Genomic DNA, 19,654 nt, shown 5'->3' with positions numbered 1-19,654 from the left:
CACCAGATACGACAAGACCGCCACCTCCTACGAGGCAGCGGTCAGTCTCGCGTCATTCCTGCTCTGGGCAAGATCCGTTTGAAGACGGACCCTAGGGCCTGTGTGATGTTGTGATCAGTCGGTGGGTTCTTCCCTCCTCGGGCGGTGGAACCCGGTAGGACATCGACAAGCGACACCCCGCCACCACGGCCGAGCCCGGTTCTTTCCCTCCCCGCCCTCGGCCCGTACCCGGTTCGGTACCGCAGCAGGTACCGAACCGGGTACCATGGATCTATGCCTGCACTCAATGTGGAATTCAGCGAAGAAGAGATGGCGCGGCTGCGTGAGCGGGCGGCGCTGACGGGCCGGAGTCTGAAGCAGCATGTGCACGACGTGACCGTGGAGGAAGCCGACCGGATCTCCTTCGTCGAAGGAGCAGTAGCCGAAGCCGCCCGGATCCTGCCCGGCGTGGCGGCCCGCTTCCCCGAGGGACAGCGGTGAGCCCGATCATCCGAGTCGATGTCGGATGGGTTCTGCAGATCCAGTCCGCCATCTCGCCACTGAACGTGCCCATCACGGACTGGGGAGCCCTGGGCTTCATGGCCAGCCGGCACACGTTCGAGCGGGAACGCGGCGTCCTCTACTACGAGGAGACCCCCGCCCGCGCCGCGACCTTCCTCCACAGCGCACTGCTGCTGCGCCCCTTCGCCGACTACAACCTGGTCATCGGCTGGGCCTGCACCAGCCAGTACATGCACGTCTCCGGCCAGCCCCTCCAGGCCAAGGACGACGACCTGTACGAGCTCGCCCAAGCAGTCCGCGGACAGGAAGCCGACCTGCGCACCGTTGCCCAGCACCTGGAGTCCTGGCGCACCACGTAACTGTGGTGCATCCGAGTTCCGTGCTCGGCGCAGCGGCGGGCGATACATCTGGTGGGGGGCAGAGCAGCAGGGCCGCACGCCCTGAGCTTGCCGTTCAACGACTCCGCCGGGCAGGCAACGGTACTGGGGCAGCAATCGAACAGGACTATCCCCAACAGCGTCTTGCCCACCATCCGTCGTCGGGCGAGGCGAAGGGGTCAGGCCAAGTTTTGGCGATGTAGAGGTCGTCGAACGGTTTCACCAGACGCCGCAGCTCACGCGCCGCCTGTGACGGAAGAGCGTGCATTGCCGCTTCCAGAACTCCCCGCTCGGCGGTTGTGTAGAAGGGGTTGCACAAAGGGCAACCCCAACCGCCGGAGAGAGCACGACTGGGGCGGTGCTGTTCGTGACCACTGTGCAAGGCCTGGGCTATCGCCCCAGGCCAGAGCCGATCGTGTTCGAGGCGCGAAACCGCTCCGGCTAGCTTGCCGGAGCCACGGCGCCCCCGAACGGAGGGTCACGGAAACGACCAGTGATTCCGACGGCCGATTCCGTGTCCCGCTACCGCCCGGCATCTACACCGTCCACCCCGCCAACCTCACCGGCGCCGTCGCACCCATCGCCCAATCGGTGAGCGTCACGGTCACCAGCGGGCGGTTCACCGAAGTGGTCATCGCCTTTGACTCGGGTATCCGCTGAGGGCCTGCCAAGATGCCAGGCCGATGGGAACCGAACGGTGCCCCAGGACGTCGCAGTGACGTCCGGTGGCGCGAAGGAGTGGTCATGATGGTGGAGGACTGCAGACGCGGCCGAGGACCCTGGCCCTCGCTCGCGGCCACCTTGGTAGCCCTCTCCTGTCTCCTGACCGCCTGCGGAGGCAGCGGCGGCTCGGACGCAGCCTCGGCACCGCCGCACCCTTCCTCCACCCCACCCACCATCGCGTCGTCGGCCGGCGGAGTCAGCATGTCGAGCAGTCCCAGCTCGCCCTCCGCGACGAGGTCGTCAACGCCCCCGCCGTCGCCGTCGGCCCGAGCCCCAGACCCGCACGGAACAGGCCCCGCAATCCCAGGATGCTTCGCGGGCTCAACCACCGTCACTCACGGTCCTAAGGACCCCTCAGCCCGCACCCTGTGCGTGCGATCTGGTACGACATTGACCGTGATCCTCGGGCCTCGGCCCCGGGGAGCATGGCCGCAGCCACGCAGCAGCAGCCCCATGCTGGCGCTGGTGACGTCGACGGCCACCTTCAGCAACGGCGGCAGCCGGGTCACGGTGCGGGCCGCGCGCATCGGCTCGGCGACCGTCACGTGGGGTCCGCAGAGCGCCCCCCTCTTTACGCTCCGGCTGAGTGTGGCGGCGTACCCGGTGCAGTGAGCCGAACATACGGCGGTCCCTTCTGACCGGCCGGAATGGCCACATGCGACTTCCAGGCTCCGGCCGGCGAGTTCTGCCGCCCGGGCCACCGCGCAATAGGACCTGTCTATGTGCGCCGTTCTCCGGGATCGCCCTCTGCGCAGGAGGGGTGACCCCGGAGACCGGGACCACCCCTTATCTGGCTGCCGGGTGTGCGTCAGTCGCAGTCGCGCGCCTTGATCGTGTAGATGCCACGGCCGTGCGTGGCCGCGTAGAGGGTGCGGCCGTCGGGGCTCAGCTTCAGCTGGAGCACGGCGACGGCCGGGAGGGAGCCGACTCGCTGCCACCTGGTGTGGCCCGGGGCACGGTAGACGACGCCCAGGTCGGTGGCGACGGCCAGGCCGCCGTTCGGCAGGACGATCGCCGAGTTCGTCGGCACGTCGGGGAGGTTCGCCGAGATGTCCTTCCAGGTGGTGCCGCCGTCGGTGGACTCGAAGACGTGGCCGACGCCTGCGCCGGGGCCCTCGGTCCAGTGCCGGGAGAAGCCGTTGACGGCGAGGTAGACGTGGTCGGCGTTCTTCGGGTCGATCGCGAAGCCGCTGAGGTAGCGGTTGGGCACCGTACCGTTGACGGGCAGGGTGATGTCGTGCCAGCCGGTGCCGTCCGCGTTGCCGACGGAGATGCCGCGGGCGAAGTCCTGGTTGTTGCAGGGGCCGCACCAGGCCGCGTACACCTTGCCGCCGGAGGCGGCGACGGCGGTCGCGGCGCGTCCGGCGCCGAGGTCGTACACGCTCTTCCACTCGGAGCCGCTGCGGATGGCGTAGCCGTGGGTCTGCACCCAGATGTGCCGGCCGCCCGCGATCCAGGTGGCGCTGTCCTTGGCGTCTGTGGTGAGCGGGGCGATGAAGCGGGCTTCGCTGGTGGCGTTGTCGGCGGGGGCGACGTTGTACGATGTCGCCTTGCTCGGGTCGGTCATCCAACTGCCGTCGTTGATTGCGCAGTTCTGGGTCACCTGGACGGACAGGTAGACGTACTCCTCGGCGATGTTGCAGCCGTTGGCGGGGTCGGTGAGCGTGTCGCCGCCGTCGCCGCCGAAGTTGGAGCCCATCACGGTGTCGTTGCCGCGCAGTACGGACTGGCCGTTGTCCTGGAGGCCGCCGGTGACGGAGACGCCGCCGTGGTCGAGGTCGTTGCCGACGCCGACCGAGTAGTACTGGAGCGTGTCGATGGTGCCGTCGTTGAGGGAGGTCCAGTCGGTCGCGTGACCGGAGGCGTCCTGGGAGCCGTTGACGGGGCGCTTGTAGACGCCGCCGTCGTTGCCGACGTACACGAAGCTCTTGCCGTGGTAGCTGCCGATCGCGACGCCGTGCTGGTCGGAGTGGGTGGTCGGGTTGCAGTCACCGGTCTGCTTGGCCGGATCGATGGACCAGCAGGAGAAGTTGAAGTTCCAGTAGGGGCCGACGGTGGACCAGGTGGTGCCGCCGTCCTTGGACTCGTAGACCTCCTCCAGACCCGCGTACACGTGCTTGGGGTCGTTCGGGTCGACGGTCAGGAACTGGTTGTACCAGGCCTGCACGCCCGGCATGTAGCCGCTGGAGGTCAGCGCGGAGCCGTCGGCGGCCAGCTGCTTGTAGTCGGCGACCTTCGTCCATGGCCCGAACGGCGAGGCGGCACTGTAGATGCCCTGAAGACCGCTGTCCGGGTTGGACGCCATCTGCTCGGGCGACTGGTCGATGGCGTAGTAGCGGGAGCCGTCGGCGGAACGGGCGAAGGTGACCGTGCCGACGTTGTCCGTGTCGGTCGGCAGGTCGCCGAAGCCGCTGGTGATCCGCGTCCAGGCGCCCTTGGCGTCCTTGGTGTAGAAGCCGTTGTAGTCGTCACCGCTGCGCCAGCCGACCGCCAGGATCACCCTCGAGGGGTCCTTGGGGTCGATGGCGATGTCGTTGGTGATGTTCTTGTACGCGGCCGAGTCGTCGTTCGTCTTCGAACCGCCCGGCAGATAGTCGGGGTTGGGCGCGAACTCCAGCTTCCAGGCACCCTTCAGCGTCTTGGTGGAGTGGCTCCACACGCCCTCGCTGGTCGCCGCCCACACCTTGCCGCCGCCGAACCGGAGTTGGCGGACGGTGGTGGACTGCAGTTCGTCACCGCCGACCCGGCTGCGGGTGGAGAAGCTGCCGTGGTGCGGGTTGGACAGCACGTACACGCCGCTGCCGAGGTAGGCGTCCGCGTTGGTGGTCGCCTCGCCGGTGCCCAGCCACAGCCGGCCGGCCCCGTCCAGGGCGAGCGCGCCGGTGGACTGCGAGGGCAGCTTGTCGCTGATGGGCTTCCAGTGCCCGCCGCCCCGCTTCGAGCGCCATACGCCGCCGCCGGCGCTGCCCGTGTACACGTAGCCGTCGTCGTCGGCGGCGATCGCGGCCATACGGCCGGTGACATTGCCCGAGCCGCCGCTGGAGTTGGAGTCGATGTCTCGGTAGCGGGAGTCGTCGGAGTTGTACGGCAGATCGGTGACATGGCGCCAACTGCCGCCCTTGGAGGGCAGGTCGGTGAGGCCGTCCCAGGCGGCGCCGTAGGCGCCGGGCGCGACGATGCCGGGCGAGGTGCGGGCCTCGGCGTACTGGTCGGCGCCCTCGGCTATCTCGTCGGCCTCGTTGCCATCGTCCCCGTCGTCGGCCTTCAGCTTGGGGCTGATGGTCCCTATGGAGTGCTCGCGTTCGGCGGCGAGCCGGGCGAGTGCGCGCGCCCCGAACGGGCTCTTTGTCTTGCCTGCCGCAGCGCCTGCGGGTGTCGCGACAAGTGCGGCGGATGCGGAGATGGCACAGATCGTGAGCCATCGTCTCTTACGGGTTGGTGCTGACACCAGATCCTCCGAAAACGGGTGGTCATACAGCCGTCGTGGAGAACCCGACCACCGGCCGCAGAAACCGTCCGGCACTTGGCCAAAACTTTGACCAGGACCTGTCACTAGCCCCTGGGTGGGCGGTTTCCGGACCGAGAGCGCGACGACGCCCGAACCCAGCAGTGGGAGACGGCCGTCGGTACCCCAGGCGAGCACCGCCCAGAGGCTGGCGAGGAGCACGGCCGCGCCAGTGCCCTCCTGGTAGGGGCCCTGGCGGTGCCCTGTTGGCGGTCGGACACCAGCGTGAGATCCAGGCTTGCCGACCCCGATCAACCCACGTCAGCGGCCAACCCCGAGTGGCAGGTCCAGGTGTCCCGAAGGATGTCAGCCGCGCCGCGTCGCCAGCGTTCGGTCGCTGATGCCATGGCGGCAGCCGAAATCCTCCCCCGAGTGCAGCCCGCGCTTCCCGCGTGGGCCCCCAGGGACGGAACTCAGCCGGACGCGGACCTCGAGACCGGTACCGGGGGCGGGGTGGAGAGTGAGGTTGATCCTTTGGAGTGGACACCCTGACAATGGATCTTGATGGCTCAGGGAGGGATGTCCAGGTGGGACGCAGGTCTCCGTATTCGGAGGAGTTCCGGAAGGACGCTGTCGCGCTCTACCACGCCGCTGCCGGGAAGCGGATGTACGCCGCGGTGGCCGCGGATCTCGGCATCACCGCGGAGTCGCTGCGGACGTGGGTTCGCAAGGACGAGGCCCAGGCGGTGCCCGGACCCGGTGACGTGGGCGGGAGCGAGGCGGAGGAGCTGGCCCGGCTACGGGCGGAGAACACTCGGCTGCTCAAGGCCGAGAAGGAGTGGCACCGGGAGCGCGAGATCCTGCGCCGGGCAGCCGCCTATTTCGCTCGGGAGGTGAAGTGAGACCCCACCGCTGGGACTTCATCTCCGACAACCGCGCCGACTTCGGCGTCAAGCGGAGCTGCCGGGTGCTCGGGACATCTCGCGCCGGCTACTACCGGCACTTGGCCACCGAGCAGGCCCACGCCGAGCGCCAGGCCGGGGAGAAACGGACCGTGGCCGAGATCCGGGCCATCCACGCCGAGCACCATGGCGCTTACGGCGCTCCGCGCGTCCATGCCGAACTCCGTGCCCGCGGACACGGGATCAACCGAAAGCGCGTCACCCGGCTGATGCGGATCAACCACATCGTCGGCCGGCACCTACGCAAGAAGAAGCGCACGACGATCGCGGACAGGACCGTGCCACCCGCGCCGGACCTGGTGATGCGCGACTTCACCGCGGACACGCGGAACACCATGTGGTGCGGCGACATCACTTACATAGCCGTCGGCACGACGTGGCTCTACCTCGCCACGGTGATCGACATCTGCTCGAGAAAGGTGGTGGGCTGGTCGATCGCCGACCACATGCGGACTTCCCTGGTCACCGACGCGATCGAGATGGCCGTGGCCACCCGCGGCGGCCGGGTCCATGGCGTCGTTTTCACACCGACAGGGGCGCCCAGTACAGCGCGGCCGCCTTCGCCCAGGTGTGCCGCCGGCACGGCATCCGCCGCAGCATGGGCCGGGCCGGCCCGAGCTATGACAATGCCCTCGCCGAGTCGTTCTTCCAGGGCCTCAAGCGCGAATTGCTCCATGGCCGCCGCTGGACCTCGAAGGCACAGACCCGGCTGGAGCTGTTCCGCTGGCTGTCGTACTACAACCGGCGCCGTCGGCACTCCGCGCTCGGCTACCTCACACCAGCCGAGTTCGAACAACGATTGATCACGCCACGTATGCTGTCACTCGTCGCGTGAAACCCGGTGTCCACTCCCGGGGATCAACCTCACGCGAAGATCTCCACCCACATCCTGGACAGGCGGCCGAGTCCATCGTGGACCGCACAGCCAGCCGGACCTCAGCGTCCCCAAGAACCACTCCCTCTACCGCGACCCCGACCCCCGGAAGAAGGTCGGCGAGGCGAACCACATCCCCCACGCTCAGGTGATGCCCACCTGTTCTTGATCGTCACCACCCCCAAATCAGCGACAGAGCCCGGAAAACGAGCCAGAACCCAAGATTCAGCAGCACGCAGAGCGCCCCGCCACCAGCAGCTGGCGATGCCCCGGGGAGACTCATGCCGTGACCACTACCGATGATGTCGCCCGCCAGACCCTGCTCCGCCGCGGCTTCGCCCTGGAGTACGCCACACTCGCCTGGAATGTGATCGGCATCGTGGTGCTCGCCGGAGCCGCGATCACGGCGAGGTCGGTGGCCCTGGCAGGGTTCGGCCTCGACTCCCTGATCGAGATCGGTGCCTCCACCGTGGTCATCTGGGAACTGTCCGGAGGCGGTGAGGACCGGCAGAGGCGGGCACTGAGGCTGATCGGGATCGGCTTCGCCCTCCTCGCCGTCTATCTACTGGTCCAGTCGACATGGGTGCTGGCCGTCGGCTTCCGCCCACACCACTCGCCGCTGGGCATCGCGTGGACCGCCATCACAGCAGCGGTGATGTTCGCGCTCGCAGCGGGCAAGGCCCGCACCGGGGCCGCGTTGGACAACCCGGTGCTAAAGACCGAGGGCCGTGTCACCCTCATCGACAGCCTGCTCGCAGCTGCCGTCCTGGTCGGCCTCGTCCTCAACTCCCTGGCCGGCTGGTGGTGGGCCGACCCGCTCGCCGGATACGTCCTCGTGTACTACGCGATCCGCGAGGTGAAGGAGATCTCCTTCGGCGAGCACTGACCGGGCTGGATGCCGACGCCTTCGATCACATATCGATGTGGAACAGCGCCGAAGGTCACATCAAGATGAGGCTGCGCAGCCGAGTCGACCAGCTCGTCAAAGTCCGGGAACTTGACCTGGTGGTGCACTTCGGGCACGAAGAGGAATGGATCACCGAACGCAGCGCCAAATTCACCGAGGACGGGCTGCGCGCAGAAGTGGCCGAAGCGGGCCTTCACACAAATCAGCTCTGGGCCGACTTGGAAGCCAGCTTCACTCTCACGCTCGCCACGACTCACTAACCTCGATCTTTCGTGACGGTCCGTCGGTTTCTCGGGCGGGCCGTTTCGACTTCTCGGGCTGGTGAAGGGCAGGGCGGTGGCCCGGCCGTTGCGTCGAGTGGGCGCCGGGTTCCACGACTCCGGGGGCAGGGCTGCTCCTCGGGATGGGCCGTTATCGCTGGTCAGTCAGGGTTCGGCAGCGCCCGCAGGCGACTCAAAGCGCTGGTGATCACGTCGGTCCAGGGCCAGTGGCGGGCAAGACGGAGGCAGCAGCGACGACCGGTGGTGACCAGGCGGGCGGCGGCAGAGAGCAGCCGTAGCCGCAGGCGCTGGGCTCCCAACGGCGGGCGGGGCCGGTCAGGGCCAGCACGGGCAGGGGGTACCGGCCGATGTCCTTCCCGAACCGTCGGGGAGGTGTTCGTCCGTCGCCGTCTCGCCCACCCGGGCGAGGACGACCGGACGGTCGGCGTGAGCCACGGTGGCCATGGCGACCGACCCCGACATGCACCCGCCGACACCGCCCGTCCCCTGGCTCCCTATGACCAGCAGCTCCGCGTTCTCCGCCTCGGTGAGAAGCGCGGGAACCGGCTGCCTGCGCACCTGTTCGGCGGCGATGTACAGCCGCGGGTACCGCTCGTTCAGCAGTTCGGGGGCCCCGCGCAGCACCTGCCGCGCGTGGTACTGCGGCATCCGGATCTCGGGCAGGTCCGCACCGGTGCCGTCGTCGGGCAGGCCCTCCCAGGCGTGCACCAGACGGAGCGGCAGTCTGCGGCGAAGGGCTTCCCTGGCCACCCAGTCCGCCGCGGCCAGGCTCTCCTTCGAACCGTCCAGACCGGCCACGACCGGCCTCGTCATGCCTCTCACCTCCCCTGGAAATGAGGGACGACGGCCACGGGGCAGCCCACGTGGTGGATCGCAGCGTGGGTGACGGGTCCGGTGCGGGGGCCGACGGGACGTTCTGGGAGGCGGTGGCCGACGACGAGGAGACCCGCTCCGGTCGCGGCCCTCACCAGCGCGGTCGACGGCTTCTCGTCCACGACCGTCTCCAGGACCTCCACGTCGGGGTACTTGTCGCGCCACACCTGGAGCACGGCCCTGAGGAAGCCCAGCCACTCCTCACCCTGCCAGGCGTCCTTGACCAGTCCGATGTCGCCCGCTCCGAGGTCGATGGAGCCGGCCGCGTGCCAGGCGTACACGGCGCGCAGCCGGGCATGCCGGAGCCGGGCGGCCTCGAAGGCGAACTCGATGACCTCGTCGCAGGCTTCACCCAGGTCGATGGCGAGCACGACGTCCTGGTAGCCGGTGTCCGTCGAGGAACTTCCGTCGCCTGCCGGCACGTGTTCGTCGGCCGCCTCCTCGTCCGCCCGGACGAGGACTACGGGACGCGTCGCCTTCGCGACCACGCCGAGGGCGACGGATCCTACGAGGAATCCGGTGAAGCCGCTCAGTCCGCGTGAGCCCAGGACCATCAGATCGGCCTGGTCCGCCGCTTTCAGCAGGGCGGCGACGGCCGGGCCTTCCATCTGCTCGCCGGTGAGGCGGACTTCGGGGCACTCGGCGCGGACGTGTTCTTGCGCCTGCCGCAAAGAACGCCGGGCCAGATGCCGCTGGGCGGCAGTGGCGATCTCGCGCTCCTGCCGACGGGGGTGCCAGTCCCAGACGTACACCAATTGAACCGGCCTGTCACGTCGTTCGGCCTCGCGCGCCGCCCATGCGGCAGCGGCCAGGCTTCCGGCGGATCCGTCGACTCCGGCGACAACGGGTCGAAGCATCTCGGCACCTCCAATGCTCGGTCTGCCATTCGGTACCAGCGTCACTCCGCGGCCCGTGCGGAGGCAGAGGCTGCCCGGTCCCCTCCGGAGGCCGTACGGCCCCTCTACGCGACGCCCGCGATCGGTCCGGAAGGAGGAGGTGACACTTCTCGCCCGGTTGCACGCTGACCGCTCGGTCCGGCAGCCGGATGGCGATCGGTGAGCCGTCGGGCGGCGGCACTGTCACCTCCAGCCGCCGGGGCTCAAGCCGCAGCCGGACGCCCCAGTGACCCTGGTAGCGGAGCGAGAAACCGTGGGACGACAGCTCCGGCAGTGGCACCGGATCGAGCCACAGCGCGCCGTCCCGGGACTCCAGTCCGGTCAGGCCGGGCTGGACGAGGTCGCGCGACACCGGAACGGTCTGCCACGGGGATCCCACGAGCGGATCCTGCTGGGCGCGGGCGAACCCGTGACCGGCATTCCATGCAGCACAGAGGTCCGCCTTCACGGTCGCACCGGCGGGGGCCGTACGACGGGCGGGTCGGCCCTGGGCGGGGACCATCGGCCCCTGGGGTTCGCGCGCCCGTGGCCGGAAGCTGAAGTCAAGGCCCCTGAAGGGGGTTCGTGACCACTGCCACCCACGAAAGCGAGGCTCAGCCATGAAGCCCACGAGGACAGGCGCTCTCATGGTCGGCGACGTCGTCACCGCACGGTGCGACACGCCGTTCAAGGAAGTGGCGGGCCTGCTCGAAGAGCACCGCATCAGCGGGCTCCCGGTGATCGACGAGGACCGCAAGGTCATCGGTGTGATCTCCGAGACCGACCTCGTGCTGCGTCAGGCTCGCGAGCCGGAGACCGCCGGCGTCCGGGCGCGCTGTCGCCGTCTGCTCAGCGCCCGTGCCCGGCGCGCCGCCGCCAAGAGCCGTGCCACGACGGCCGGCGGGGTGATGTCGAGGCCCGCCGTCACCGTGTGCGCCGACGCCACGGTCGCCGAGGCCGCCCGGCTCATGACGGAGCACCGCGTCGAGCGGCTGCCCGTGGTGGACGAGGCGGGCGTGCTCGTCGGCATCGTCACGCGCCGGGACCTGCTCCAGGTCTTCCTGCGCACCGACGACGAGATCCAGCGGGACGTGCAGCAGGAGGTTTTCGTCAACACATTGTGGCTGGCCCCGAACACCGTCGAGGCGGCCGTGAGGAACGGCGTGGTCACGCTCACCGGTCGGCTGGAGCGACGCAGCGACATACCGGTCGCGATCCGTGTGACGCGGCGGCTGGACGGTGTCGTGGACGTCGTCGACCACCTCTCCTACCGCATCGACGACAAGCCCCCGCAGCCCACCGGCCTGGCCGTGCACGGCGTCGCCGACGACTGGCTGCGGGCGCTCTGAACAGGAAGTGCATGAAGGAAGGACAACGGCCATGATCCCTCTCCTTCTGATCGTCGCCTCGGTGCTGGGCGCCTGCCTTGTGTTCGGCTACAGCTCGTTCGTCGTCGGCGTCGCGCTGATGGGCGTCGGCGTCCTGGGGCTCATCGCCTTCCTGTCGACGCCGGGAGCGGTCCTGCGTCCCGGCGAACGGGAGTTCGTCGAGGAGCGGCACTACTTCGGCAAGGACGACGACCACCGAGAGTTCCGGAAGTGATCGTCACCGTTGGTGTACGCCCCTCCTGATCACCTCGAGGAGGAGATCATGCAAACCAGCCCCCGCGTCGTGAGCGACGTGATGACACGTGCCGTCGTCGCCGTCGGCCGCGACGCGCCGTTCAAGGACATCGTCCGGCTCATGGAACGGTGGAAGGTCAGCGCGCTGCTGGTGCTCGAGGGCGAGGGCCGGGTGATCGGGGTCGTCTCGGAGGCCGACCTGCTGCCCAAGGAGGAGTTCCGGGACAGCGTTCCGGACCGGTTCACCCAGCGGCAGCGCTTGTCCGACCTGGCGAAAGCCGGCGCGCTGACCGCCGAGGAATTGATGAGCAGCCCGACGGTCACCGTGCACGGCAACACCACGCTGGCCGAGGCGGCCCGCATCATGGCCAGGCGCAACGTCAAGCGGCTGCCCGTGATCGACACCGAGGGCAGGCTCGACGGCGTCGTCAGCCGCTCGGATCTGCTCAAGGTGTTCCTCCGGAACGACGAGGACCTCACCGAAGAAGTACGTCACGAGGTCGTCGACCGCCTGTTCCCACTGCCCGCCGACCACATCCGGGTCGAGGTCCTTGAGGGCGTCGTGACCCTCACGGGATGGGTGGACGACGCGGAGCTGATACCGGTGGCCGAACGGCTGGCGCGGACTGTCGAAGGAATCGTCGACGTCCACTGTCATCTCACCGGCGCGATCGGCACCCGGTAGCACACAGTGCCGTGTGTCCACTGACTGTCGGGCGTGGCAGCAGTGTGCGCGGCCGGCGAGCCGCCGGGCGCGCACACCTGATGCGGCCCGACCTGCCCTGTCTCAACCGCGCCGCACCTGGATGGTCCTGGTCCCCGCCTTCTCCTCCGGGACCGGGACCGTGATGGTCACAACGCCGTCCTTGTACTCTGCGGTCGCCTCCTCTCCCTTTGCTCCGGACGGCAGACGAACGCAACGGACGAAGGCGCCGTATCGCAATTCCGTGCGGTGCTTCTCCGTCGTCTCTTCAGCGCGCTCGGCCCGCAGGGTCAGAACGTTGTCCTCCACGGTGATCTCGACATCCTTGTCCGGGTCGAGTCCGGGGAGTTCGGCGCGCAGGACGTAGGTGCCGCTTCCCCTCTCCTACCTGGTCGCTTCCAGCGTTCCGCCGAAGGAGTCACCGAGTGCGCGGGCCGACCGGGCCCCTGATGGACCCGGTCGGCTGTGGCCACCGGCGCTGTCAGTCGTGCGGCACCACCGCTACCGGCACGGAGGCGTGCTGCAGCACCGCGTGCGTCACCGGGCCGATGCGGACGCCCACCAACGCGTGATTCTTCTTCCGCCCGACGACGACCAGCGACGCGTCCCGCGAAGCGTGTACAAGGTGACGGCCGGCGCCACCGATGACGGCCTGCTCGCGCACTTCCACCCCGGGGAACTTGTCCTTCCAAGGCCGCAGGACGTCGCTGAGTCCGTGCCGGGCCTCCTCCGCCAGTTCGGCGTTGAGAGCCGAATCCAGGACGGCGCCGTAGCCGTAGACGGCGGCGGGGTTCCAGCCGTGGACCACCCGCAGGCCGGCCGAACGACGCCATGCGGCCTCGAACGCGAACTCGACGACGGCGTCGGCCGGGCTCTCCAGGTCCAAGCCCAACACGACGTCACGGTACGGAGTGGTAATCGCCTCGGTGCCCGTGGCGTCCGGCAGATGCTCGTCCTCGGGGCGCTCACCGGCCCTCACGAGGACGACGGGCCGTTCCGTGTGTGCCACCACAGCTAGGGCGACGGAGCCGACCAGGAAACCCGCCACCGTACCGAGGCGCCGGGACCCGAGGACCAGCAGTTCGGTGTCCTTCGCGGCGGTCAGCAGGGCCGGGACGGGCTGCTCTTCGGTCCGTTGGGTGGTGATCCGCAGACCCGGGTGGCGCTCCGTGAGCCGGGACTCTGCCTCGAGCAGGAAGCCGGCAGCCCATGTGCGCTGCGCGTCGATCATGTCCGGCACCGCAGCCGCCGTGAAGGGCGCATACAGCGGGCGCAGTGAGTCCCTGGCATGCAGGAGACACAGGGGCACCTGTCGTTGTGCTGCTTCGCGCGCGGCCCAGTCCCCGGCGGCGATGCTTTCGGGCGAGCCGTCGAGGCCGACGGTGATGGCGAGCATGTGCGGACCTCCTTCAGGGATGTACCGTCAGTCTCCGATCCCGTGCGCTGGGGCAGGAGGGGCCGGAAGTCCTCGTCAGGAGCCGATCGGCCCCCGGTGCAGAGCCTCTGACGCCATGTCGGTCACGGTCGGCCGGGCGCATTGGTGACGGCGCTGAAGGCGTTGCGCAACAGCGTGGGCCGGGGACTTGGTCCCTGGCCCACGGAAGCGATGCCTGCCCGGTACGTCACGAGTGCACCGCCGTGCGGTGCTCCTTCCGAACCGGCCGAACCGCCCGATGCGGCACCTGCGGGAGCGTCCTGGGCGTCCGTCGGCGCAGCAGCCGGACGGCAAGACCGTCGAAGGCCGCGGTGAGGACACACGTCAGACCCGCCGCCAACACGAGCAGTACCGCGAACCGCTCCCAGAACTCCGGTGTGAGGCTGGTACCCACTGTGCTCGCCCTCCCTGGTCGGGGTCGTTCTCCTTGCTACCAGCCAACTCCGCAACGAGTCGGGGCGCATGAGCCGAGTGGGCCGGACACAGGCGCGGAACGGCACTTGCACTTGGGGCCGCACGAGCCTTGGGCCGGCAGGCCCGGGAGGAGGCGATCATGAAGCGCATACACGTGGGCCGGAGTCCCCGCACTCCGCGGCGGCCGAAGGCTCCCGATCTTCGGACGCCTTCCGGACGGCCCGTCGCGCACGAATGCCGTGCGCCTCAGCCCTCCGCCTTCCGCGTCGGCACCCGCCACACCAGCCCGGTGCCGCCGCTCTCCGGCTTCCCCAGTTCCAGACGGCCGCCCAACTGCTCGGCCCGTTCCGCCATGTTGCGCAGCCCGCTGCGGCGACCGCTTTCGGGGATGCCCACGCCGTTGTCGGCAACCGACAGCCGCACCTCCCGCCCGTCCGTCGCCAGGAGCACGTCGGCCCGGTCCGCGCGCGCGTGGCGGGCTATGTTGGTCAGGGCCTCGGAGAGCACCGCGACCACGTGGTCGGCGATCTCCTTCGGCACGTCGGTGTCGAGCAGGCCCTCCATGCGCACGCCGGGCGCGAAGCCGAGGACCGGCGCGGCCTCGCCGACCACCCGAACCGCCCGTGCCCGCAGGGCGGTTTCCCCCGCGCCCGCTCGGGAGCGCAAGCCGAAGATCGTCGACCTGATGATCTTGATGGTCTCGTCGAGGTCATCGACCGCGCGCACCACGCGTTGGGAGGCCTCCTCGTGCTCGATGAAGCGGCCGGCGCTCTGCAGGGTCATGCCGGTGGCGAAGAGCCGCTGGATCGCCAGGTCGTGCAGATCCCGTGCGATGCGGTCGCGGTCCTGGAGCACCGCGACCTCCTCGGCGTCCCGGCGGCGCCGCGCCAGCTCCATCGCGACGGCGGCCTGTGCGGCGAAGGTCTTCAGGGGCTCGGTCTCAGCCGCCGAGAACACCGGCTGACCGGCCTCTCGCGCCAGCAGGACCACGCCTTGCGGACCCGCCTCGCCCGCGCCGATCGGCACGGCCACGGCAGGGCCGAGCCCGCCGAACCGCGGAGGTTCCAGGGAGATCCGCTCGTCATGGCCGACGTCCGCGCTGGAAACCGGGGCGGCACCGGAGAAGGCCAGCCCCATCAGGCTGCTGTCCATCGGCAGGACGAGGCCCCGGTGCGCCTCGGCGTCCAGGCCGACGGCGATCTCCACGGCGAGCGTTCCGGTGTCCGCCATGGGCAGCGCGACCGCCGCCAGGGCGGCTCCGGTGATCTCACGGGCCCGCTCGGCGATCAACGAGAGGACCTCGGCGCGGTCACTACCGGACATCAGGATGTGGGTGATGTCCGCGTTCGCCCGCAACCAGCGTTCCCGCAGCCGGGACTCCTCGTAAAGCCGCGCGTTGTCGATGGCGACGCCGGCCGCCACGGCCAGTGTGAGCGTGACCGCGACGTCTTCCTCGTCGAACTGGGCGCCGCCCCGCTTCTCGGTCAGATACAGATTCCCGAAGACCTGGTCGCGCACCCTGATCGGGACGCCGAGGAAGGTGTTCATCGGCGGATGGTGCGCCGGGAAGCCGTGCGAGGCCGGGTGCTCGGAGATCTTCGCCAGCCGCAGCGGCTCAGGATGGCTGATCAGCTCGCCGAGAATCCCGTGCCCCTCCGGATACGGGCCGATCCGGGCGATCTGCTCCTCGCTCACCCCGACCGTGTGGAACGCCGACAGACGCCTGCCGTCCGGACCGATCACGCCGAGCGCCGCGTACTTCGCGTCGACCAGTACCGCGGCCGCCTCCACGATGCTGTGCAGGGCCTGCTCCAGGTCCAGCTCCCGACCGACGGACAGCACCGCCTCCAGCAGGCTGTGCACCCGGTCGCGGGTGTCGCGGGCCGCGTCCAGGCGCGCCTGCAGCTCCTCCAACAGCTCGTCCAGCCGCAGCTGAGGCAGCCGTACGCGGGCCTCCTCGGGGCTTCCCACCGGTACTCCTCCAGGTTCCCCTCAACTCGGACACCTACCGGTCCGATCATGTGCCCACGGTAGTAGTCGGCTTCGGAATGCGGTAGCGAATCGGGCCGGGTACCAGGGCTCGCACCGCTGCCCCATCGACATCGCCCCGAAGACGGAACTTCGGGAACTCCCCGGGAAGGGGACGGACCTGCCTGGGCCGACCGGCCCCATGGAGAGGACCGACGGCACCTGACGCTCCGGTACCGACGTTCGGACGCTGGAGCTGTAACCAGCCCGAAGCCCATCGGAGGAGACCGACGTCATGGTCCGTTACGTGTACGACTTCGCGGAGGGCGGCCGTGACCTGGCCGGCCTGCTCGGCGGCAAGGGCGCGAACTTGGCCGAGATGACACGGCTGGGGCTGCCGGTCCCGCCAGGCTTCACCGTGACCACCGAGGCCTGCCAGGCCTTCCTCGCCACCGGCGCCGAGCCGAGCGGCCTGGCCCGCGAGATCACGGAGCACCTGACCGTCCTGGAGCAGACCGCGGGACGGCGGCTGGGACAGCCCGACGACCCGCTGCTGCTGTCCGTCCGCTCCGGGGCACGGTTCTCCATGCCCGGCATGATGGAGACGATCCTCGACATCGGACTCAACGACGACTCCGTGCTCGGCCTGGCGAAGGTCTCGGGGAACGAGCGCTTCGCGTGGGACTCCTACCGTCGGCTCGTACAGATGTTCGGCGGCACGGTCATGGGCGTCGACAGCTCCCTCTTCGAGAGCACGCTGGCCGACCTCAAGCGGGTCCGGGGCACGGCGAACGACCTCGGCCTGACCGCGGCCGACCTGACCGAACTCGTCGGGACGTACAAGGAGCTGATCCGCAGGGAGACCGGCGAGGACTTCCCGCAGTCCCCGGACGATCAGTTGTGCCGGGCCGTCCTCGCCGTCTTCGAGTCCTGGAACGGCGAGCGCGCCCGGGTCTACCGCAGGCGCGAGCACATCCCGGACGACCTGGGCACCGCGGTGAACGTGCAGACCATGGTCTTCGGCAACCTCGGCCCCGACTCCGGCAGCGGCGTCGCCTTCACCCGCGACCCGGCCACGGGCCGGCCCGGTCTGTACGGCGACTACCTCGCGAACGCCCAGGGCGAGGACGTCGTCGCCGGCATCCGCAACACCGTCCCGCTCACCGACCTGGAGGAGCCGGACCCGACCTCGTACGCGCAACTACTGGAGCACATGCGGACGTTGGAGACCCACTACCGCGATCTGTGCGACATCGAGTTCACCATCGAGCGCGGCCGGCTGTGGATGCTGCAGACCCGGGTGGGCAAGCGCACCGCCGAGGCCGCCTTCGCCATCGCCGCCGAACTGGCCGACGAGGATCTGATCACCCCCGACGAGGGCCTGGCCCGCGTCGACGGGGACGGCCTCGCCCGGCTGATGTTCCCCCGCTTCGATACCTCGGCCGTCGGCGAGGCGCTCGCGCACGGTCTCCCGGCCTCGCCGGGTGCGGCCGTGGGCGCGGCGGTGTTCGACTCGGCCGAAGCCGTCCGCCGGGCCGCCACAGGCGAGAAGGTCGTCCTCGTACGCCAGGAGACCACCCCCGACGACCTGCCCGGCATGATCGCCGCGCAGGCGGTGCTGACCAGCCGAGGCGGCAAGACCAGCCACGCGGCCGTCGTCGCCCGGGGCATGGGCAGGGTGTGCGTGTGCGGTGCCGAGGAACTCGCCGTGGACACCGCGGCGCGCCGCTTCACCGTGGGAGACACCGTCGTCCAGGAGGGAACGATCGTCTCCGTCGACGGCTCCGAAGGCTCCGTGTACCTGGGCGCCGCCCCGCTCGTCGACTCCGCCGTGATGCGGTACTTCGAGACGGGCGAGCGGTCCGACGCCCTGGTCGAAGCCGTGGCCCGCGCCATGGAACGGGCCGACGGCGTGCGGCGGCTTCAGGTGCGGGCGAACGCCGACACCCCCGAGGACGCCGCCCGCGCCCGAAGGTTCGGCGCGCAGGGCGTAGGACTGTGCCGCACCGAGCACATGTTCCTCGGCGAGCGCCGCAAACTGGTCGAGGCGATGATCCTGGCCCGCGACGAGACAGAGCGCGAGGAGGCCCTCGGCGCGCTGCTGCCGCTCCAGCGGCAGGACTTCATCGGCATCCTGGCGGCGATGGACGGTCTGCCCGTGACGATCCGGCTCATCGACCCGCCCCTGCACGAGTTCCTGCCCGACCGCACCGAGCTCGCCGTGCGCATCGCCGCCGCCGAAGCCCGGGGCGCCGTGCCCGACCCGCACGACACCGAGCTGCTCGCCGCCGTCAACCGCATGCACGAGGAGAACCCGATGCTCGGGCTGCGCGGCGTCCGTCTGGGCCTGGTCGTTCCGGGGCTGGTGGCCATGCAGGTACGGGCGATCGCGGAGGCGGTGGTAGAACGCACAAGGGCCGGGGGCTCGCCCGAGGCGGAGATCATGGTGCCGCTGGTCGGCGCCGTCGAGGAACTGCGCATCGAGCGGGCCGAGGTGGAGCAGGTCCTGGCCGAGGTCTCCGAGGAATCCGGCGTGTCCGTGCGGTGCCCGGTCGGCACCATGATCGAACTGCCCCGGGCCGCGCTCACGGCCGGCCGCATCGCCAAGGAGGCGGAGTTCTTCTCCTTCGGCACCAACGACCTCACCCAGACCACCTGGGGCTTCTCCCGCGACGACGTCGAGGCGGCGTTCTTCTCCGCCTACCTCGACAAGGGCATCTTCGCCACCTCACCCTTCGAGACCCTCGACCGTGACGGAGTGGGCCAACTGGTCCGCATCGCGGTCGACGAGGGCCGCGCCGCGCATCCCGATCTGAAGATCGGGGTCTGCGGCGAGCACGGCGGCGACCCCGAATCCGTCCGCTTCTTCCACGCGGCCGGACTGGACTACGTCTCCTGCTCGCCGTTCCGCGTCCCCGTCGCCCGTCTGGAGGCCGGACGAGCCGCGCTCCCGGAGGTGGGGACGAGCGACAGCAGGTGAGCGGGACCGCGGAGCCCGAAAGGACGCCGCCCAGGCCCGATGCCCTTGATGGTCGCCCTGCCCCCGTCGAGGGGTTCGGAACTGCTGCTGCTTGACCGTGCACGAGTGCGTTCTCGTGAGCATGGGTGAGCGGGTGGTGGAAGCATGTGGTGGGTGGGAGCGTGGGTTTGCCGGTCGAATGCGTGACCTTTTCGGGTGGGGCAGTGCTGGGCGGGGGTGGGGGTGGGTGGGGTGCGGGAGGTGGCGGCGTCGTTCGTGGTGCCCGGTCCCGCGGGGGTTGCGGTCCGGGCCCGGCTGCGGGTGTCGCAGGCGGACGTGGCGGTGCTGACCGAGGTGGGGGTGTTCCTCGGCTCGCTGGCCGCGGGTGATCTCGCGACCCGTGTCCGGCAGGGGGCGGAGCATGATGCGGCCACACGGGCGGTGCGCAAACGGGCCTTGACTGGTCTCTCGTCCGCCAGATGGGCGGGCAGCATCACCAAGGCCACGCATGACCAGTGGGCGTTGTCCCGGCGGGGGCAGGCGGCCGAGGCATCCTGGCTGCGGGGGCAGGTCGCGTCGATCACCGCACGGCTGGCTGGCCCGGCCGCTGGGCGCGAAGGCGGACCGGCGGGCGGGGCTGGCCCGCGGCTACGGCTCGCGGGCGGAGTGGCATGCCAAGTCCCGCCGCCTGCACGCCCTGCAAGACCGGCTGGCGAAGGCGGAAGCGGACCGGGC

Annotated in this window: 16 protein-coding genes and 4 pseudogenes; 11 read left to right on the top strand and 9 right to left on the bottom strand. The window is 69.9% G+C overall.

Annotated elements, in window-relative coordinates; all coding sequences use genetic code 11:
- Positions 1 to 273 precede the first annotated feature (273 nt).
- From ABT085_RS27430 to ABT085_RS27420, 3 genes are all read left to right on the top strand, one after another.
- The gene (locus ABT085_RS27430) at positions 274 to 480 is read left to right on the top strand and encodes a hypothetical protein (protein WP_142268318.1); all 207 of its coding nucleotides are present in this window, start codon (positions 274 to 276) and stop codon (positions 478 to 480) included.
- On the top strand, positions 477 to 860 hold the full coding sequence (locus tag ABT085_RS27425) for a hypothetical protein (RefSeq protein WP_351613312.1): 384 nt from the start codon (positions 477 to 479) through the stop codon (positions 858 to 860). Before ABT085_RS27430 ends, ABT085_RS27425 begins: the two co-directional genes overlap by 4 nt.
- Positions 861 to 2,054: 1,194 nt before the next feature.
- On the top strand, positions 2,055 to 2,213 hold the full coding sequence (locus tag ABT085_RS27420) for a hypothetical protein (RefSeq protein ID WP_351613309.1): 159 nt from the start codon (positions 2,055 to 2,057) through the stop codon (positions 2,211 to 2,213).
- Between the two features lie 196 nt (positions 2,214 to 2,409).
- Here ABT085_RS27420 and ABT085_RS27415 read toward each other — a convergent pair whose 3' ends face one another.
- Positions 2,410 to 5,049, bottom strand: a complete 2,640-nt coding sequence (locus ABT085_RS27415) for a beta propeller repeat protein (RefSeq protein WP_351613306.1) — start codon at positions 5,047 to 5,049, stop codon at positions 2,410 to 2,412.
- A 584-nt stretch (positions 5,050 to 5,633) separates the two neighbouring features.
- On the opposite strand from ABT085_RS27415, the pseudogene ABT085_RS27410 reads away from it, so the two are divergent.
- The 3 genes and pseudogenes from ABT085_RS27410 to ABT085_RS27400 all read left to right on the top strand — a co-directional run bounded on the left by ABT085_RS27410 (position 5,634) and on the right by ABT085_RS27400 (position 8,049).
- Positions 5,634 to 6,843 (top strand): annotated as a pseudogene (locus tag ABT085_RS27410) (IS3 family transposase).
- Positions 6,844 to 7,168: 325 nt separating this feature from the next.
- A complete protein-coding gene (locus ABT085_RS27405) occupies positions 7,169 to 7,768 on the top strand; it encodes a cation efflux transmembrane domain-containing protein (RefSeq protein ID WP_351613303.1) in 600 nt (199 codons plus the stop codon).
- Positions 7,684 to 8,049, top strand: coding sequence for an L-histidine N(alpha)-methyltransferase (locus ABT085_RS27400; protein WP_502982817.1), 366 nt, complete (start codon positions 7,684 to 7,686; stop codon positions 8,047 to 8,049). The genes ABT085_RS27405 and ABT085_RS27400 overlap by 85 nt, the downstream gene beginning before the upstream one ends.
- 161 nt (positions 8,050 to 8,210) lie before the next feature.
- On the opposite strand, the pseudogene ABT085_RS27395 reads toward ABT085_RS27400, so the two are convergent.
- The 4 genes and pseudogenes from ABT085_RS27395 to ABT085_RS27380 form a co-directional block, all read right to left on the bottom strand.
- A pseudogene (locus ABT085_RS27395) lies at positions 8,211 to 8,404 on the bottom strand (transposase); the annotation flags it as partial.
- Positions 8,386 to 8,883, bottom strand: a complete 498-nt coding sequence (locus ABT085_RS27390) for a universal stress protein (RefSeq protein ID WP_351613297.1) — start codon at positions 8,881 to 8,883, stop codon at positions 8,386 to 8,388. The gene ABT085_RS27390 and the pseudogene ABT085_RS27395, both read right to left, overlap by 19 nt.
- Before the next feature lie 5 nt (positions 8,884 to 8,888).
- Entirely contained in the window at positions 8,889 to 9,800 is a 912-nt protein-coding gene (locus ABT085_RS27385) for a universal stress protein (RefSeq protein ID WP_351613294.1), read from the bottom strand.
- Between the two features lie 124 nt (positions 9,801 to 9,924).
- Positions 9,925 to 10,182 (bottom strand): annotated as a pseudogene (locus ABT085_RS27380) (glycosyl hydrolase family 65 domain-containing protein); the annotation flags it as partial.
- Positions 10,183 to 10,438: 256 nt separating this feature from the next.
- Here ABT085_RS27380 and ABT085_RS27375 point away from each other — a divergent pair.
- Genes ABT085_RS27375 through ABT085_RS27365 form a run of 3 tightly spaced genes read left to right on the top strand, consistent with a single transcriptional unit; the run spans position 10,439 to position 12,125 of the window.
- On the top strand, positions 10,439 to 11,167 hold the full coding sequence (locus ABT085_RS27375; protein ID WP_351613291.1) for a CBS domain-containing protein: 729 nt from the start codon (positions 10,439 to 10,441) through the stop codon (positions 11,165 to 11,167).
- Positions 11,168 to 11,198: 31 nt separating this feature from the next.
- Positions 11,199 to 11,420 carry a hypothetical protein gene (locus ABT085_RS27370; protein ID WP_351613288.1) on the top strand — a complete coding sequence of 74 codons (222 nt, stop codon included), beginning with the start codon at positions 11,199 to 11,201 and terminating at the stop codon, positions 11,418 to 11,420.
- Positions 11,421 to 11,468: 48 nt separating this feature from the next.
- Entirely contained in the window at positions 11,469 to 12,125 is a 657-nt protein-coding gene (locus tag ABT085_RS27365; RefSeq protein WP_351613285.1) for a CBS domain-containing protein, read from the top strand.
- 102 nt (positions 12,126 to 12,227) lie between these two features.
- Here ABT085_RS27365 and ABT085_RS27360 read toward each other — a convergent pair whose 3' ends face one another.
- The 4 genes from ABT085_RS27360 to ABT085_RS27345 form a co-directional block, all read right to left on the bottom strand.
- Positions 12,228 to 12,503, bottom strand: a complete 276-nt coding sequence (locus ABT085_RS27360; protein WP_351613315.1) for an Hsp20/alpha crystallin family protein — start codon at positions 12,501 to 12,503, stop codon at positions 12,228 to 12,230.
- A 121-nt stretch (positions 12,504 to 12,624) separates the two neighbouring features.
- On the bottom strand, positions 12,625 to 13,539 hold the full coding sequence (locus ABT085_RS27355) for a universal stress protein (RefSeq protein WP_351613282.1): 915 nt from the start codon (positions 13,537 to 13,539) through the stop codon (positions 12,625 to 12,627).
- A 226-nt stretch (positions 13,540 to 13,765) separates the two neighbouring features.
- Positions 13,766 to 13,972: a hypothetical protein gene (locus tag ABT085_RS27350; RefSeq protein WP_351613279.1), complete on the bottom strand. Its 207-nt coding sequence runs from the start codon at positions 13,970 to 13,972 to the stop codon at positions 13,766 to 13,768.
- Between the two features lie 266 nt (positions 13,973 to 14,238).
- On the bottom strand, positions 14,239 to 15,963 hold the full coding sequence (locus tag ABT085_RS27345; protein WP_351613277.1) for a GAF domain-containing sensor histidine kinase: 1,725 nt from the start codon (positions 15,961 to 15,963) through the stop codon (positions 14,239 to 14,241).
- A gap of 292 nt (positions 15,964 to 16,255) precedes the next feature.
- Here ABT085_RS27345 and ppdK point away from each other — a divergent pair, with 292 nt between their 5' ends.
- Positions 16,256 to 18,940, top strand: coding sequence for a pyruvate, phosphate dikinase (gene ppdK / locus ABT085_RS27340; protein ID WP_351613274.1), 2,685 nt, complete (start codon positions 16,256 to 16,258; stop codon positions 18,938 to 18,940).
- A 222-nt stretch (positions 18,941 to 19,162) separates the two neighbouring features.
- Positions 19,163 to 19,654: pseudogene (locus tag ABT085_RS27335) on the top strand (IS200/IS605 family accessory protein TnpB-related protein); the annotation flags it as partial.

Source organism: Streptomyces sp. NPDC002265 (genome assembly GCF_040296125.1).
Classification (GTDB): Bacteria; Actinomycetota; Actinomycetes; order Streptomycetales; family Streptomycetaceae; genus Streptomyces.
Note: the sequence above shows the minus strand (reverse complement) of the source record. Positions and strands in the feature narration are given on the sequence as shown.